This window comes from Paenibacillus sp. S-12, from assembly GCF_030363895.1.
GTDB classification, from domain to species: domain Bacteria; phylum Bacillota; class Bacilli; order Paenibacillales; family Paenibacillaceae; genus Paenibacillus_B; species Paenibacillus_B alvei.
The window spans coordinates 174,223-191,418 of record NZ_JASIUF010000008.1 but is presented as its reverse complement, the minus strand read 5'-3'; the positions used below and the strand labels follow the sequence as shown (position 1 = coordinate 191,418).

Annotated in this window: 13 protein-coding genes, 1 pseudogene and 1 riboswitch; of the genes and pseudogenes, 5 read left to right on the top strand and 9 right to left on the bottom strand. The window is 46.3% G+C overall.

Annotation, left to right across the window (positions count from 1 at the left end; genetic code table 11):
- Positions 1-27 precede the first annotated feature (27 nt).
- The 6 genes from NO352_RS08425 to aspA all read right to left on the bottom strand — a co-directional run bounded on the left by NO352_RS08425 (position 28) and on the right by aspA (position 8,035).
- Entirely contained in the window at positions 28-516 is a 489-nt protein-coding gene (locus NO352_RS08425; protein WP_262866783.1) for a C40 family peptidase, read from the bottom strand.
- A 377-nt stretch (positions 517-893) separates the two neighbouring features.
- Positions 894-2,039 (bottom strand): AI-2E family transporter, encoded by a 1,146-nt coding sequence (locus NO352_RS08420; RefSeq protein ID WP_005549457.1) that lies wholly within the window; start codon positions 2,037-2,039, stop codon positions 894-896.
- 3 nt (positions 2,040-2,042) lie between these two features.
- On the bottom strand, positions 2,043-2,621 hold the full coding sequence (locus tag NO352_RS08415) for a hypothetical protein (RefSeq protein ID WP_268619799.1): 579 nt from the start codon (positions 2,619-2,621) through the stop codon (positions 2,043-2,045).
- Between the two features lie 243 nt (positions 2,622-2,864).
- On the bottom strand, positions 2,865-6,050 hold the full coding sequence (locus NO352_RS08410; RefSeq protein WP_289355336.1) for a bifunctional cytochrome P450/NADPH--P450 reductase: 3,186 nt from the start codon (positions 6,048-6,050) through the stop codon (positions 2,865-2,867).
- Between the two features lie 188 nt (positions 6,051-6,238).
- Positions 6,239-6,457: a cold-inducible protein YdjO-related protein gene (locus tag NO352_RS08405; RefSeq protein WP_040736347.1), complete on the bottom strand. Its 219-nt coding sequence runs from the start codon at positions 6,455-6,457 to the stop codon at positions 6,239-6,241.
- A gap of 159 nt (positions 6,458-6,616) precedes the next feature.
- Positions 6,617-8,035, bottom strand: coding sequence for an aspartate ammonia-lyase (gene aspA / locus NO352_RS08400; RefSeq protein WP_085981378.1), 1,419 nt, complete (start codon positions 8,033-8,035; stop codon positions 6,617-6,619).
- A gap of 216 nt (positions 8,036-8,251) precedes the next feature.
- On the opposite strand from aspA, the gene NO352_RS08395 reads away from it, so the two are divergent.
- Positions 8,252-8,896, top strand: coding sequence for a metal-dependent hydrolase (locus tag NO352_RS08395; protein ID WP_005549462.1), 645 nt, complete (start codon positions 8,252-8,254; stop codon positions 8,894-8,896).
- 176 nt (positions 8,897-9,072) lie between these two features.
- On the opposite strand, the gene NO352_RS08390 is transcribed toward NO352_RS08395, so the two are convergent.
- Positions 9,073-9,951 carry an AraC family transcriptional regulator gene (locus NO352_RS08390; RefSeq protein WP_005549463.1) on the bottom strand — a complete coding sequence of 293 codons (879 nt, stop codon included), beginning with the start codon at positions 9,949-9,951 and terminating at the stop codon, positions 9,073-9,075.
- A gap of 219 nt (positions 9,952-10,170) precedes the next feature.
- Between NO352_RS08390 and NO352_RS08385 the strand changes: the two genes are divergently transcribed.
- A complete protein-coding gene (locus NO352_RS08385; RefSeq protein WP_289355335.1) occupies positions 10,171-12,381 on the top strand; it encodes a GH92 family glycosyl hydrolase in 2,211 nt (736 codons plus the stop codon).
- 109 nt (positions 12,382-12,490) lie between these two features.
- Here NO352_RS08385 and NO352_RS08380 read toward each other — a convergent pair whose 3' ends face one another.
- The gene (locus NO352_RS08380; protein WP_040736443.1) at positions 12,491-13,159 is read right to left on the bottom strand and encodes a DUF1232 domain-containing protein; all 669 of its coding nucleotides are present in this window, start codon (positions 13,157-13,159) and stop codon (positions 12,491-12,493) included.
- A gap of 347 nt (positions 13,160-13,506) precedes the next feature.
- Between NO352_RS08380 and NO352_RS25085 the strand changes: the two are divergent.
- Positions 13,507-13,611, top strand: a pseudogene (locus tag NO352_RS25085) (DUF3973 domain-containing protein); the annotation flags it as partial.
- Positions 13,612-13,783: 172 nt separating this feature from the next.
- Positions 13,784-14,431 (top strand): sporulation membrane protein YtaF, encoded by a 648-nt coding sequence (gene ytaF / locus NO352_RS08375; protein WP_289355334.1) that lies wholly within the window; start codon positions 13,784-13,786, stop codon positions 14,429-14,431.
- Between the two features lie 127 nt (positions 14,432-14,558).
- On the opposite strand, the gene NO352_RS08370 is transcribed toward ytaF, so the two are convergent.
- On the bottom strand, positions 14,559-15,479 hold the full coding sequence (locus tag NO352_RS08370) for a DMT family transporter (protein WP_289355333.1): 921 nt from the start codon (positions 15,477-15,479) through the stop codon (positions 14,559-14,561).
- A gap of 100 nt (positions 15,480-15,579) precedes the next feature.
- Positions 15,580-15,758, bottom strand: a riboswitch (FMN riboswitch).
- A gap of 228 nt (positions 15,759-15,986) precedes the next feature.
- Here NO352_RS08370 and NO352_RS08365 point away from each other — a divergent pair.
- Positions 15,987-17,168, top strand: coding sequence for a GNAT family N-acetyltransferase (locus NO352_RS08365; RefSeq protein ID WP_289355332.1), 1,182 nt, complete (start codon positions 15,987-15,989; stop codon positions 17,166-17,168).
- The last annotated feature ends 28 nt before the right edge of the window (positions 17,169-17,196 follow it).

The following is a 17,196-nucleotide window of genomic DNA, read 5'->3' as shown; positions in this document are numbered from 1 at the left end:
ATAGGCTTGTCTCATTCATTTATCCAATTAAATAACGCGGCGAACTTTCGTGAGGCGTGATTTCCAACTGCTCAAGTTGTCGATTCTTACCCCGCCTTTGCCGTATGTGTGCAGGATTTTTCCGTTACCCATGTAGATGCCGACATGATGTACCGGTGAGTAGAAAAAGAGAAGATCGCCTTTTTTCATATTGTTCTTGCTTACTGCAACGCCAACTGTGGACTGCTTCTTGGACGTACGTGGAAGTTTAATGCCATATTTGCCGTATACATATTGAGTAAACGAGGAGCAATCAAAAGCAGATGTGCTTCCTGCTTTCGCACCGAATTTATATTTAACACCTAAGTATTTTTTTCCTGTTGCTATAATCTTGTCTGCTTTTGAGCTTTGTGATGTAGAAGCAGCGCTAACTGTATGGACTGGCATTACTGCACCAGCTGACAATGCGAAGGACAAGCTTAATGTGACACATACAAATATTTTTCCAAACTTTTTTTTATTAAACAATATTCTCATCTCCTAGAATAATGGATAGTGTGCTGCGGTCACCAGCGACGTAACAACCATAACACATGATTTTTATCCACCATTTACTAGGAAGAAGGCGGATCACCGCCGTTTCTTACTTTTTTGTAATCTATTAGAACAGCATTATAAAATTCTCATCTTTCTCTTCTTGACAAATAGGTAGATGTGAACTGGTCTCCTCCCGAAATGATAAATATCAATAAGATTCAATACTAGAAACATCAGGATTTTGCGGTGCATCTACTACTATTATCTCGCGTGATGCGTATAAACAATGCAATCAAAAAACAGCGCCATCTCATCGCTTACGAGCGTTGAAATGGCGCTGCATTATTATTATTAAATACCTAATCTGCAGAGTCGACTTACATCGTAAGATGATCGTCATAGAGATTAGAGCGACGCTTGAACCAATCAAATAAATGCGTCACAACAACCTTAAGCACTGCATATCCAGGCACGGCCAGAATAATACCCACTACACCGAACAGGTTGCCGGCTGTCAATATGACAAAAATGATCGTAATCGGATGTATGTGAAGTGTCTTCCCCATAATTTGCGGCGAAATGAGCTTCCCTTCCACCAATTGGACAATCGTCCAGACGATGATCATTTTCAGCAACATCATTGGTGAAGTGACAAGCGCGACGATTAGGGCGGGTGTGATTGCTATCGCAGGACCCAAGTACGGCACAATACTCGTACAAGCTGCGATTACTGCTAGAATTAATGAATATTCAAGCCCGATGATTAAGTAGCCCGCATACAATAATATGCCGATGCAGAAGCTTACAATAATTTGACCCCGTATGTAGGAACTGATTTGATTATTCATCTCGGACATCACTTGATGTGATTGCTTGCGCAGCGAAGTTGGCAAGAATGTAAGGATATACTCAGGCAGCCTCCGGCCATCCTTCAGTAAATAAAATAGAACGAATGGAACGATGACAAGGCCGAGAATCGTTTCTGTGACTGCACCTAGAAATCCGCCGATTCCATTGAATGTGTTGTTTAAGAGTGAAGTTGCCCGTTCGGATAAGGAGCTTACGAAGTTGCTGGAATTAATATCGATGCTCTGCTGGATACGGTTGAAGAACTCGCTGCCAATCATGTCGCGGAACAACGTTTCAATCTGGGTACTAAACCCTGGGACGTTGGCTATCAAGTCAATCACTTGCTTCCGAATGACAGGAATAACAGCAAGAACGACGACCGTAATAATGCCGATAATAAGAATATAAAGGATGAGAATGGATATGAATCGTTTGATTCTCCATTGCTCCAGAAAATCAACGATCGGATTCAGCAAGTAATAGAGCACACCTGCTAATAGCACTGGAAACAGAACTGTCTTAATGAAAATAATGAATGGAGAGAAGATAAATGAGATTTTTGTGAAAATAAACACGTTCAAACTAACTAACAGCACAATCAACAAAAACGAGATAAGTTTATGATTCAAGATGAACGTTAACATTCTGACTGGCCTTGTTGCTCGTTTCTCCATGCATTAGCTCCCTTCTGTGTTTGATGTAATCTTAATCAAGAATTGCCCCTCTCCATCCGGAATGATTGCTAACTTCCAATCAAATGCTTTCGCTATCCAACGTACTTGTACATACAATTGACCGTCTCGGATCATAGGACCGCGGTATGTCTCCTTCAATACTTCACAGACATCCGACTCTGGAGCACACTTCTGATCCGGTTGATAAACATGGGTGTAATCTTCGTAATCCTGCTTGCCATTCGGATGTGTGCTGACCCAATATCCACGATAGTCATTCCCCCAAACTTCGACTGTCTTGGTCTTCTGCGGCATAGCGTATACATGGTAATCATATAATCCCGGTTGAAACGCATAGGACATGTCTAGCCCCATCGAACCCGTTATTGCGGACAATGGAACCAGGATCATGCCATGCTCATTGAACACCTCATTCTGTGCTACAGTTACATTTCCCAGCTGAACTGCATATTTTGTTTTCGCAGCGGCGGCGGCATCATCAAGACCAACATTCCACCCCAGCAAAGCAATCCCAAGCAGCACGCCAGCGATTAACGTTCTTTTTATATGATGTACAGTCAACTCCAGTCCTCCTTTTTTCGTTTTTAAGATTAAATTTCACATCCATATAATACCATAACAATTAACAAGTTGAGAAAGAACATTTTGAAGCATTTTCTGCAAAAAAAAAGCAATGACATGAGACGACAACACCGCCGTTCCATGTCATTGCAAGTTGTTTCTTTCCACTGTGCATATTCCTATCCATCCGATAAAATGCCGTGTTTCTTATGAACGTCGCCAGAGCCACTGCAGCTAAAGACGTTACAACCCCGACCACACATCCTTCGCGAATTTACCTTCTGCTTGTAGGCGTTCCAGCCACTGCTTCGCCTCCTGCTCATGGACGCGGTGCACGGTCTGGTAAGCTTGCCGCAAAGTTGCCTCTACATCCGGCGCCATTTTGCTTCCATCTCCACAGATGTACAAATGGGCTCCTTGATCCAGTAATTCAATGATTTGTTCCGCATGCTGCGCGATAAGATGCTGGACATATGTTTTGGCCTCACCTTCCTTACGCGAGAAGGCAGTATGTACGATCACGATTCCATCTTGTACATATCGCTCCAGTTCCTCGCGGTACAAATAATCCGCCTCATTGCGGCAGCCGTAATAGAGAATGGCTTGTCCAAGCGATTTGCCTTCTTGCTGCAGCGCCTGTCTAGCTTGCAAAAAACCGCGGAAAGGTGCAACTCCGGTTCCAGGACCGACCATAATGATTGGCGTGACAGGATCGGCTGGGGGCTGGAATCTCGATTCAGGTGTTCGGACGAACATCAGAATCGAGTCCCCTGCTTCCCGAGCAGCCAAGTAGTTGGATGCAACTCCGCGATATTCACCATTGCCGCTCCACGCCGGGCCGCGCACAACCCCAACCGTGATGCTCGCCCGTTTCTCCTGAATGCGGGGTGAACTGGATATCGAATAATATCGAGCCTTAAGCGGAGGCAGCAGTTCTAAAAACCGCTCGAACGGCATCTCGCAAGCTTCGTATTTCTCTAACAGATCAAGCATGGATACCCGTTTGCGCAACACCTCAGCTACATACTTATCTTCGGTCAGAAGTGATTCCAATTCACGCCTATGAGGCGGACACGCCGTATAAGACGCCAATTCGCGCAGTTGAGCTCGAGTCGCCGCTTCTTGCAATTCTACACTATGGCTTAATAAATCGGACAGGCTGACAGGTTGGCCTGTAGGCAGGTGAGCCGCGCTGCGTCCGCTTGCATTGACGATGAGATGATCACTGCCGTTTAGCCCGAATCTGCGCAGCACGCGCCCAACCTGAGCAGCGTGATTACGCGGCAGCACGCCCAAATGATCGCCTTCCTCATAGGTGACTCCATTAGGCAGTGCGATCTCGATATGGCGGGTACTGCGTCCGCTCCCCTCCTGCTGCAGTTCGCAATTGCTAACTACTTCAGCATGAACCGCTTCATACGATTGGGCCAGGCGACTGCCTGCGTAATCCTTCACGAATTCGACAGTAAGTGTACTGCGAGCACCTTCGGATTGCTTGGTCGGCTGCAATCCTAACACATTCATCATGTCCGGCCACAGCTTCGTACGCCAGCTTTCGACGTTGAGCTCGAAGTCTCCGCTCGCATCTCCTTCCCCACGCATCATAAGCCGTTCAGCGCCCTTTTTCTGCATCTGCTCGTCTACGAATCGCGGTACATCTTGATAGGTGCTAGCCCAATTGCGATCTCCACATCCGAATACAGAGTAGCGAACCCCTTCCAGCTCACCATCATCTAATCGCTCCAGCCACTCCACGAATGTCTGTGCATTGCTTGGCGGCTTGCCATTGTAAGATGAGGTCACAATGAGAACGGCCCCGGTCTTTGGGAGCTTGCCCACATAATCACTCAGTGGGGCGACCTGGCTGAAGAATCCCTGATACCGTCCTTCATCCGCCAGCTCGCGGGCAATTCCTTCGGCCGTTCCGAGATTGGATCCGTATAGGACGAGAAGCGGAGTGTCGTGCGCTTCGGCCAATGGAGCTTGCTGAACATGTTCCTGCTCTCTTGATTCTCCAGCCGCCGCTCCCTTTTCAGACCAAGCGACAGCCCCTAGTTTCTTCCGCTGCCGAATGCGAATCCGAAAATCGTCAGGCTTCAGCGTCAAGGCTTCCTTCACCTTTAGTTGATAGTTGGTATGATCGATAATTTCGAAATGCTTGAGCACCATGCCCAAAACGAGCGCAGCCTCCTGCAGCGCGAACTGCTGGCCGATACAAGCGCGCTGGCCATTGCCGAAAGGCTTGTAGGCATGATGAGGAATTTGGCTCGGATCCTCGAAGCGCTCGGGACGGAACTGTTCTGCATCTTCTCCCCATACAGCACTGTCTCGATGCAGCCTCGGCACAAGCACATTCACACTCTCCCCCTTCGCAAGTGGGTACTTGCCAGCCAGCAGCGTATCCTCTTTCGCAAATAGCGAGAATGCCGGGGCGGTCGGCCATAAGCGAAGAGATTCATTAAGTATCATCCGTATGTATGGCAATTGTCTCACCTGTGCATACGTCGGAACAGGATCCGTCAACACTCGATCTACTTCCTCGTAAGCCTTCTGCAAGCAGGCGGGATGCTTCAGCAAGTAATAGATGGCGAACGACAGCAGGCCGCTTGTCGTTTCGTGACCCGCGATAAGAAACGTAATAATCTGATAGCGGATGTTCTCGTCATCCAATGACTCTCCAGTTGCAGGATCCTTTCCGCTTAGCATATGACTCAGTAAATCCTGTCCAGCCTCTTCCGGCTGTTGCTTCCGCTCTGCAATGATTTTGTCTACGAGCGAATACATGAACTGAATGTCATGGTGAAACTGCCGCTTCGTGACTACCATGAGCTTATCTTGGATATTGAGGCGCTGAAGCTGATGCATCGCTTCGCTTAGAGCGCGAACCATGCTTGTAATAAACGGATGGGGCTGATCGCGATAGAAGCTGTTGAATCGATAATTGAAACCGCAGAGTCCGATTGTATCAAGTGTCAGACGTGTCATATCTTCGGGTACATCGATACTTTCATCCGGATTGAGCCTCGACCATTTTTGGATAAGCTGCACTGCAATATCGACCATCATCTCATGGTAACCGCGCATAGCCGACTGACTGAAGCTCGGCAGCAATATATGATGAGCCTTTTGCCAGTTCGGCTCTGCTGTTTCGCTTGTGAACAACCCGTCGCCGGTAAATGCCCGCACACTTCGCAAGGGTGCCCATACGTTCTTATCGAAGCGTGACTCGTCGCACGCATCCTTCACCAATTCATGGCCAGAGATAAAAATTTCACTTCTCCCCGGCAAATCAATGCGAAATATAGGGCCATACTCCTCAGCCAACTGCACCATAGATTGAACAGGCGCCTCCAAATTCAACTGCGGTAAATTCCCCAGCAGACCAAACGTTTTCGGCTGAGGAATATGGGGTGAATTTGATTCTGACATTGCGGTATCTACTCCTTACAAATAGACATATTAAAGCATATAAACTTTCGGTCTATTATTCGCAATATCGCACTCCTTCATCCCACATAGCAAAAGAGCCGCTGCAAAAACAATAACGGCTCCACCGAAATTATCTTTACAGAGGCTCTTTTTACATAGAGGCTATATGTAAGTGAAGGTTCGCTTGCTTACCACAGCTCTTCTTTCTTTTTCTTAGGTTGACGCTTTATTTTATTCTGAACGGCAGGCAAATGCTTAATGCTGCGAATCATTGGACCTTTACATAACGGACAACTTTGTTCATCGGAGGAGAACTCGTCTCTTACCCATGCTTTACACTCTGGATTTCTGCATTTCAGAATTTTTGTAGGAATCAATTTCGGCTTCTCGTCTTGACTAATTGTCACTTTCAAGTACATCCCTTTCCAATCAACATTCTATAAATATTTAAGCCGATAAAATATATCATCAGATAGCTGCTTATGTCAAAGTAAAATGTATGCATCGAAACATGAAAAAAGAGGCATCCCGCTAGAGATGCCCCTCTTTCATCCTGAATCTATATGCTATTCCCGATCAAATAAGGCTGCACCTGCAATTCCTGGCTTCGTCATTTCATACGCATCCAGAATGGTGTCGAGCTCTTCCTCTGTCAGAACGTTATACAGCAAGCACAGCTCGCGTACGGATTTGCCGTTCTCTGTAGCTTCCCGTGCAATGCGGGCAGATACCTCGTAACCAAGATGCGGGCTTAATGCCGTAATAATGCCTACACTATTCTCCACGTACGCACGACAACGCTCCTCGTTGGCTTCAATTCCTTCCAAGCAATGTGTGCGGAACACTGTGAATACATTGTGCATCATGCTCAGAGATTGCAGCAAATTGAATACAAGTACAGGCTCCATTACATTCAACTCAAGCTGCCCCGCTTCCGATGCCAAGCATATCGTATGGTCGTTGCCGATAACTTGGAAGGCAACCTGGTTAACAATTTCACACATAACCGGGTTCACCTTGCCTGGCATGATAGACGAACCTGGCTGACGGGCTGGCAAGCGAATCTCGCCAAATCCGGCGCGTGGACCTGATGCAAGCAGACGTAGGTCATTGGCCATTTTCGACATGTTCATCATACATACTTTGAGCGCAGCAGATACTTCTGTATAAGCGTCCGTATTCTGTGTCGCATCCACAAGATGCTCTGCATGGACGAGCGGTAGCTGACTGATCTCCGCCAGGAGTTCGACCACTCGCTCAATGTATCGCGGATCCGCATTCAAACCTGTGCCTACAGCAGTTGCCCCCATATTAACCTCAAACAAATGCTGCTTCGATTGCTCAATGCGATGCATGTCTCTTGCCAATACGCGGCTATATGCTTCGAACGACTGGCCCAATCGAATCGGAACTGCATCTTGAAGGTGTGTGCGTCCCATCTTAATGACATGGTCAAATTGCTTCGCCTTGCTGCAGAATGCGCTGTGCAAATCTTTCATCACGACAAGGAGCTTATCTACGAGCGTTAATACGGCAATATGAATGGCACTTGGGAACGCATCATTCGTCGATTGAGAACGATTGACATGATTGTTCGGGCTAAGGCTGGCGTAATCGCCCTTTTCCTTGCCCAGCAACTCAAGTGCTCGATTCGCAATGACTTCATTCGCATTCATATTCATCGAAGTTCCTGCTCCACCTTGAATCGGATCGACGATGAATTGTTCATGCCATTGACCATTAATGATCTCATCCGCGGCTTGTACGATGGCATTGCACGTGTCTGCTTGAAGTTGCTTCACCTCCATGTTGGCAATGGCGGCAGCTTTCTTTACAATGGCCAAGCCACGAATTAATTCCTTGTTCATCCGCGTGCCCGAAATTGGAAAATTCTCTACGGCGCGAAGCGTTTGAATGCCGTAGTAAGCTTCGGCTGGTACTTCTTTCTCCCCTAAAAAGTCTTTTTCGATACGAGTCGGGTTCATAATCATTGGATTCCCTTTCCTTCTCTCATGAGTAGTAGGTTCATGTATAAGGCAGAAAAAGCAACGCTCGCTTTGATTGTAATACTGTTTCCATAAATGTTCAATTTCTCATTTGAAAAAACATACATTTAATTTTTTTATTATTAACGATATAATAGATTTGCAAACATACGTTTGTATAAACAAGTCGATTGTGTACATTAGAAAGGAGTATGTATGAAAGGATCAACACACCTTAGTATCGGTGTGGCCATTGGTGCCGCTGCTGCGGCGCATTACCCATTCTCCATCCAGAATGCGTCCATTTACCTTGCTGTCGCTGCATTGTCTGCGCTCAGCGCGGATTTGGATGGACCGAGTATACTGAGCAGACGAATTGGCAAAGCAGCCAAACGGGTACATAATTTATGCATGTGGCTTGGCGTCTGCTGTGTGGCAGGAGCTATTTATCTATATGCGACGAGCGGATCGCTAAGTCAGGAGGCAATCGTTCTAACCATTGTTATGCTTTTGCTCGGTTTTGTAGCGAAGGAAGGATTAATTCGCAACATTATCATCAGCTGTGTCGGAGGAGCTATGCTCATAGGCGGTGTGCTTCTGGGCTGGGGCTGGCTTATCGGACTGGGAATTTTCGTAGGCTGGGTTCCGTGGCTGAATCATCGCGGCCTCTCCCATACAATCTGGGCTGCGCTGCTATGGGGAGCGATTGGCTGGGGATTAGAACAGCATTTGGAGCTCGAAGGAGTTGCTCTCGTATCGCTGCTCGGATATGGTTCCCATCTCCTTGCGGACACCTTAACCCCTCGCGGCGTAAAGTGGCTCTATCCGCTATATAAGCGGTCGATCAAGCTTCGACTATAAGAGCCGTTTGTTTCTTTCAGAAATGGCCATACTGTTGCTGAATCCGAATGCTGTATTCGAATCATATAGCGACTAGAGCTGCATTTGTCTATCATAAAGGTTGTAAACCACCACCGACAGGAGCTTCTTCAATGACCGTACATTTCGTACGAATTCAAAGAAGCTCCTGTTTATTTTTAGGAAGACAATAGTGCAATATGATTTTTCCTGCGATATGTCGTTGGGCTCATCTCCATTCGGTTCTGGAATACCCGAATAAAGGTAGGATAAGATCGGAAGCCTGCTTCATACGCTACATCTGTTATTTTCATATCCGTACTGATCAACAGATTGCACGCGTGTGCAATTCGAATCCGCTCCAAGAAGGAATAATAGTTCTCGCCGACCAACTGCTTGAAGGCAGTGCTAATATAAGAGGAGCTATAATTATATGTCTTGGAAAGAAACTCCAGCGTAATCTCCTCTTTGAAATTTTGATACACATAATAGACAACCTCCCACATTCCCCGCCGCAAATGATCGTCCTCAATATGGGAACCCTCATTCAAGTGGGCAATCCGGTATCGATCGAACCATACAAACAACTCGGTAAGCTTTGCAAGGTATATCATCCGGCTCCAAGGCTTGTGTTCTTGCATTTCCTCATACATGTCTTGCAGCAGCAAGTGAATTCGGTTCGACGTGCTCGAATCCAAATGATAGGTTGTATTCTTGTCTCCCTCTGCTCCCTTCAGCAAACTGTGCAGGGCCAAGAGAGATTCCCCCGCACCAAAAAACGCCTTCAATCCGATTGCCCCGACATAGAGCCGCAGCTCATCCCCTTCTTGTATAGCTAGCTCATGAACTTGATGAGGGAATACGAGAGTAAATGTGCCTGGTGTCAGCTGCTTCTCCACTCCGTTGATCATCTCTATGCCAGTTCCCTCTATGACATAAGTAAACTCAATGAATTGATGTACATGGGCAGGAACCGAGGCTTGAAGATGATGAATCTTCAGCGTGAACGGAAAATCACTATAGATTTCCTTATCACCTTGCAAATTGTACGGGAACATGCACACACCTCCTGCTGTTAGCATCCTTTTGATAACCACATTCTAACATAAAAATTGAGAGGTTTTTTAAAATAATGATAGGATAGATAGAGATTTATATCATATAATACATTATGTAAGTCATATTCAATATAACATTTTAAAAAATAAGAACATGTGTCTGTCACGATTGTAATTTGCAAAAAACAGCGCACAACAAGTACAAAGGAGCGAAAATAAATGAGCTTGCTATCTCACGTAAACCCATTGCAAGGTACGGATTCGATATATCCTTATTCTAACGGCAACACATTGCCGCTCATCTCCCTGCCTTTCGCTATGAATGCATGGAGTCCGCAAACGACGGAAGCTGGCGGCGGATGGTTCTTCAATCCAAACCATAATCGTTTCGAAGGAATCCGACTTACGCACCAACCGAGTCCTTGGATCGGAGATTACGGGCATATGACATTCATGCCGCAATCCGGACCATTGAAGGCTTGGGCGCCTGAGCGTTCCTCCTCCTTCCGCAGACAGGACATGGTTGTACGTCCTGACTATTTCAAAGTTCGGATGCTGCGCTATCAAGCTACATTGGAATTGGCTCCAACGACGCGCTGTGCAAGCATGCGCCTGACGTTCGATCGCCTGGAGCAATCCCGGTTGATTCTGTCACCATTCCCTGGTGAATCCGCGATGAAGATTGATCCGAAGAATGGCACACTTACGGGCTATACGACAGCTAAGGCTGGAGGAACTCCCGATAACTACCGCATGTACTTCGTTGTGAAATTCGACTGCCCAATCGATGCTGAGGCAAGCGGATTGACAAATCATGAGTCGAAGCCTGTTGCAGGGTTGTCAGGTACAGATGAGCGCCTCGGCGCATATGTAGGACTGCAAGTGCCAGCCAATCGTGTTGTTCACGTACAGGTAAGTACATCCTTCATCAGTGAAGAACAAGCCTTCATTAACCTGAATCGAGAAATTGGCGAGCGCAGCTTCGATGAAGTACAGAAGCTGGCAGCAGATGTATGGGAAAAGCAGTTAAGCGTCATTCAAGTCGAAAGCGATGACAAGGACAAGCTGGACACGTTCTATACTTGTCTGTATCGGACTTCCCTGTTCCCACATCAAATCCATGAATTTGATGCGAATGATAAGCAAATCCACTTCAGTCCTTACAATGGCAAAATTGAAGAAGGCCCGCTCTTCGCTGACATCGGATTCTGGGATACGTATCGTACATCGTTCCCGCTGTACAACCTGCTCTACCCGTCCTTCATGAACGAAATGATGCAGGGCTGGGTCAATGCATACAGAGAAGGCGGTTGGATGCCAAAATGGGCTTCCCCGGGTGAACGCAGCATGATGCCAGGCACGCTCATTGATGTCAGCTTCGCAGACTCTGTTGCCAAGGGTGTTACCGGATTCGATGTGGCTACTGCGTTCGAAGGTTTGCTGAAGCATGCGATGACCGTTGCTGATGATCATCGTGTAGGACGTAAAGGAATGCAGGAGTATTTGAAGCACGGCTTCCTCCCTGCTGATATTCATACACATGAGAGTGTGTGCAACACACTTGACTATGTATATGGCGACTTCTGCATCGCACAAATTGCCAAGCATTTGGGACGCGATGCAGAGTATAAGCAGCTGATGGAGCGCGCTCGCAACTACAAGCACTTGTACGATCCAACGATTGGCTTCATGCGCGGCAAGCTGGAAGACGGAAGCTGGCTTGAGCCGTTCGATGCTACAGAATGGGGCGGCCCGTATACGGAAGGCGGGGCATGGCAGAGCAGTTGGGCCGTACAGCACGACCTTCTTGGATTAGCAGACTTGATCGGCGGACGCAAGCAATTGAAAGAACGACTGGATGCATTGTTCGCTGCGGATCCAGAGTTCAAGGTTGGCTCTTATGGCTTCGAAATTCATGAGATGTCAGAGATGGCTGCAATCGACTTCGGTCAATTTGCGATTAGTAATCAACCAAGCTTCCATATCCCATACGTATATAGCGCTCTAGGTTACCCTTCCTTGACGCAGCATTGGGTGCGCAAGACAATGGATGAACTGTTCAGCGCTCGTCCTGACGGCTTGCCGGGCGATGAGGATAACGGCAGTTTAGCTGCTTGGTATGTATTTGGCGCAATGGGCATCTTCCCTCTTACGCCTGGTGTTCCACAGTACGTGTTCGGAACGCCATTGTTCAAGAAGATGACTGTCAACCTGGACAACGGAAAACAAATTGTCATTGAGGCACCTAACAACTCTGCCGAAGCTAAATATGTAGCTGGTGTGCGTGTAAATGGTGAGCAAGTGTCCCATTTGTATATTGACCACGAACAATTAAAGGATGGAGCTGCCTTGTCCTTCACAATGGCAGAGGAGCCGCATGAGCAGCAATATGATGAATCCGCATTGCCTTATGCAATGTCAAGAGCGTAAGGCAAATTCGATTGTTTCGTTCTTCATTAGGCTTGCTTCTTAGTCAATCGACCAAATAGAATGCAACAAGGCTAGGGGTGCTCCGGTCAAATTGCGACATGGAACACCCCTATTTTTCTGCTAAACGCTGAGAAGCCTGAAGGTCAGATAATCTCTCCATTGCCAGCTGCACAGCCATCGCGTCATCAATATATCCGATTGGGAACAGATAATCTGGAATGATATCCGCTGATAAAATAAAATACAGCAGCGCACTCCCTAAAATTGCCCGCTCTTCTCTCGTTGCTTGATCGCTGCAATATTGCTCGTAAGCATCATGCAATTGATCAATGAAGGGGCCCCACCCGCTCACTTCTTTAACCTTAGCATGAAAATTGTCGCGAATCATCCGGTCACCTTCATCGGTTTGTGCATATTGCTCATATTTATCCAGCTCCTGCCTGACATGCTCCTTCGTAAATGGATAATCGAGCAGTTGTATCGACTTGACTATAAATTGAATGGTATCTTCCTTTAGTTCATCGCCAGTTGGCTCCACAGGAACCGATTCGAGCTTGCCGAATTCAACGCCGACGGCCTCCATCAATTGCTCAACGGGAATGGATAAATGCTTGGCGAATGAAGTGAGATGATGAATTTTGGCAGGCTGCTTACCGTTAATAATTCGAGAAATTGTTGCTGTATCCATTCCAGTTTGTTCACTCAGCTTGCGCATCGAGAGTGATTGCTCTTTCATGCACTTTTTCAGTATATCACCCAGTGGATTGCTCTGTACGATGGCCTTCACCTCCTGTCTTGATCACTTGCAATCCTTGCTCTCATTATGACCAGTATATGCACGGGTTCGCCTTGCCTACCCCATAATTTTATCTTCCATTGTGTCAAAGCGAACAAAACGAACGGGACGATGGCCGCAGACCAAATCCAATACCTGATCATTCCGTACACCAAGCAGTATTTCATCAACATGCCATTGATCATATGCGTAAGCCAACCGCATTCTGTTGAATTTTTTTCAACATTTCGATCGATACCTTATCACAACTCTCAACATCGTGACATATGATACCTCAACAGTGCTGCAAGCAGCACCGAACCATACCCACAATAAGGAGTTGAACAGCTATGTATTACTGCCTGAAATGTTCTCAAGTTCATTACGATGATGGCGCATCAGTAGTGTTTCGGAATGTGTTCTATGTGGATGAGATCACCAAACGCAAATTCCAGCTAGGAGAATGCCATTTGAAATCTCCGTTTCCCTACCCGGCAGGAAGTAAGTATCAGCAAGTATTCGTTCCTCCCAGAGAAACCGTGCTGCAGATGCTGCACGAATAAGAGGGACGTCAATCCATTACTCATCGTTTGAATAAGTACGAAAGTAACAAGGGAGAGGTTCAGCATGCAGTGGATTATGATCCTAGGATTAGCAGTCGCATCGAGTATAGATAACTTAGGAGTAGGAATTTCCTACGGCATTCGGAAAATAAAGATTGGAGCTTTATCTAATGCTTTTATTTCAATCATTTGCTTTATCTTTAGCATGGCAGGCCTTATGTTCGGCCAGTGGATATCTAAGGTACTGCCAGGTATATTACCAACTCTATTAGCGGCATTTATTTTGCTCGTGGTTGGCATGCGCATCGTCTTACTCACTTCTCATCATGGGAATACGAAGGAAGAAGCTACAGTAGTCCTGAAAGCAAGCGGTGGAGAAAATTCTGGTTATGCGTTGGAGCGCATGCTGCAGAAGCCCGAAGAAGCAGATAAGGATAAATCAGGAACGATTAATTTGTGGGAAGCAACTATTCTTGGTGTCGCGCTGTCTGCCAATGCGCTGACAAATGGTCTTAGTGCCGGACTAATAGGATTGTCTCCGCTTGCCATATCATTGACCGCAGCAATTGGGAGCTTCGTTACATTATGGGCTGGCGCATTGCTTGGTCATAAACTGGCCAATATTCGAATTGGACGGTACACAGTAGGACAGTTCAGCACTGTGCTTAGCGGCGTTATCATCATCCTGATCGCGATCAATTCTTTCTTCTGAAAACACAATAGAACCCATCTACAATGCGTTCAGGGGCATTGCAGATGGGTTCTATGTGATTACGTTTATGTTCAGAAGACAAATTCGCAGCGACAGCCGATCATATGCTGTGCCCCCTTATTGTCTGTCAATTTTGTCTTGATACGATATACAACGCGATCCAGATGAGAACGAAACCAGTAATTTGTGCACCCGTGACTACTTGATGGAACACAATCCAGTTCATTAGCATCCCTACCAATGGAAATGACAACTCCGCAAGTGTTGCGTAAGAAGCCTTTGTACTGGATAGACCGCGATAATAGAGCAAGAGACTTACTAGTCCTGGAAGCAGCGCCTGCAAGAAAATATAGAACGAAAGTGTTCCCCATTCTGAGGCTGCAAAATTCCAGCTTGGCGACTCGATTGAAGTTAACACAATAAGCAGCGGGAGCGCCATTACAAATCGAAGAGATGTAACGGTCTCATATTCCATCTTGTCGAGAAGCATTCGACCCATTACGGTAGAGCCGCCCCACAAGAATGCTGCCCCTAGTGCCAAAATACTGCTATAGCCAATCACTTCATTATAGTGCCCAATTGGCAAAGACCATCCAAAAGTCAATAAATAAGTACCGATAATGGCAAGCAGAAGCAAAAGAGAGAACCGACGCGGCAGCGTCTCCTTCAACAACAATCTTGCCAAAATGATCGCAAAGACCGGTTGAAGCTTTTGCAGCAGCAGTACGCCATTCGCATCACCGTGTGCAAATGCCTCTGTGAACATGATTGTGGCAATGACAGAGCCACCCCATGACAGGAACAACAGTGCGAGTACATGCTTCCATGTACAGTTGCGCAGTTCCTTCCGGTGAATCCATAATACCGGGATCGCATACAGTGCGAGCATAAGATGCTCAATCAATACGATCTGAGTAGAAGTCATCGACTCCATTACCCATACCCGGAACAGTGGGCCAATACCCCACAATGCCGCTCCCATCGCGACGAACCATACTCCTTTGCGGGAGCTGTTCATTCGTGTGTCGGCCTCGATACGATGTTCCATATTCAATAACCTCCGAGGTTGTTGAATATCGGATCTAGACATGCAGAAGAGACAAATTCGCATTAGACCTGTTGTATGCAGTTGTTCCAAACAACGTGTGCGAGATCTTCTTCCATCCGGACTATACCGTCGGCCTTGGCTTCTCACCAAGTCAGTCGCTGTTCTTCCGTTCTCCGCTTAACCGTTACAAACAACCAAATAAGCGAACAGCGAGTCGCGGGCTCGGGCAGCTACGCCCATACCGCCGGTCAGGAATTTCACCCTGCCCTGAAGATCCATATTCAAACTACATAGTAGCATGTTGTTTAATTATTCACATGCCCTGTCTACATTATATCGAGATTTTAAATTTGAGCAATACGATATATCTCATTTTCATGAAACTTTTCATTGTTTGCATATATATACCAAATTGAAATATATTTCTTTTCTCCATTGCATCCCTTTCCATTTCATTTACAATAGATCGTATACCGCAACCTAATCATCTTTCCAGGAGGGGGCATCATGTCAATCGTTCGTTTGAATAAGGAACAATTATGGGAAACCTTTTCATTGTCCGAATATGCTTTTCAATACAAAATAAAACAAGAAGAGCACAATGAACGTCTTCAAAACCTGGAGCAGCATGACGTATATGGCATATTCGATCAAGGTCGCCTCGCTGCAAAGCTCCATATCATTCCTTTTGAAATCTATCTAGGACAAATGAAGCTGAAAATGGGCGGCATTGCCGGAGTGGCGACCTATCCCGAATATCGGCGCAAAGGCTACGCAAAGGAACTGCTGCTTTATTCTTTACAAGTGATGAGAGATGCAGGAACGTCCCTATCCATGCTCAATCCCTTTTCCTTCCCTTTCTATCGCAAATTAGGTTGGGAGGCTTGCAGCGATCGGATGACATGCCAATTTACACACCATGAATTGATTCCATTCCAGCATGAGCCGAGTGGTGTGGTTCGCCGCTTTTACAAGGAGACACATTCTCCGGATATCGAAGACGTATATGAAGCATGGTCTTTCCGGCATGCTGGCATGCTCGTGCGAGATAGAAAATGGTGGCTTGACTTGTATGATAATCATACTGCGGCAGTATATTATGACGAACATTCGCAACCTCAAGGATATATGTTGTACACGATGAACAACTCTGTGATGCAAGTAAGGGAATTCATGTGCATTACACCAGAATCCAGAATCGGATTGTGGAATTATATTTGCCAGCACGATTCCATGGCAAAACAAGTAGAGATGCGCCTTAACCAGGATGAACGGCTTCTGTTTGCCCTTGACAATCCACGAATTCCACGTACGCTGCATCCGAACTTCATGGCAAGAATAGTTGATGTTGCTTCGTTTCTAGAACATTATCAGTTTGCTCCCGTTTCCTTACACCAACCCATTATTTTGAGCATTCGCGATGTTCATGCACCTTGGAATAATATTTCAATTCTTTTACAGGAGGGGCACGCAACATTACTCTCTCCAAATGACTCACAAAATAACCCATTACTCAGCACAATTAACAATATCTCTGTAGACATTCGATCATTGACAGCTTTACTGCTTGGTTATCAGCGGCCACTCGAATTGTATGAGTGCGGGATCCTTACTGGTGATTTCAGCAGCATCAAGGTTCTTGAGCAGTTAATCCCTAGGCTCCGTCCCTACATCTCAGACTCTTTCTAGCCCCTTGTTGCGCTAGAGCATTGAGAAT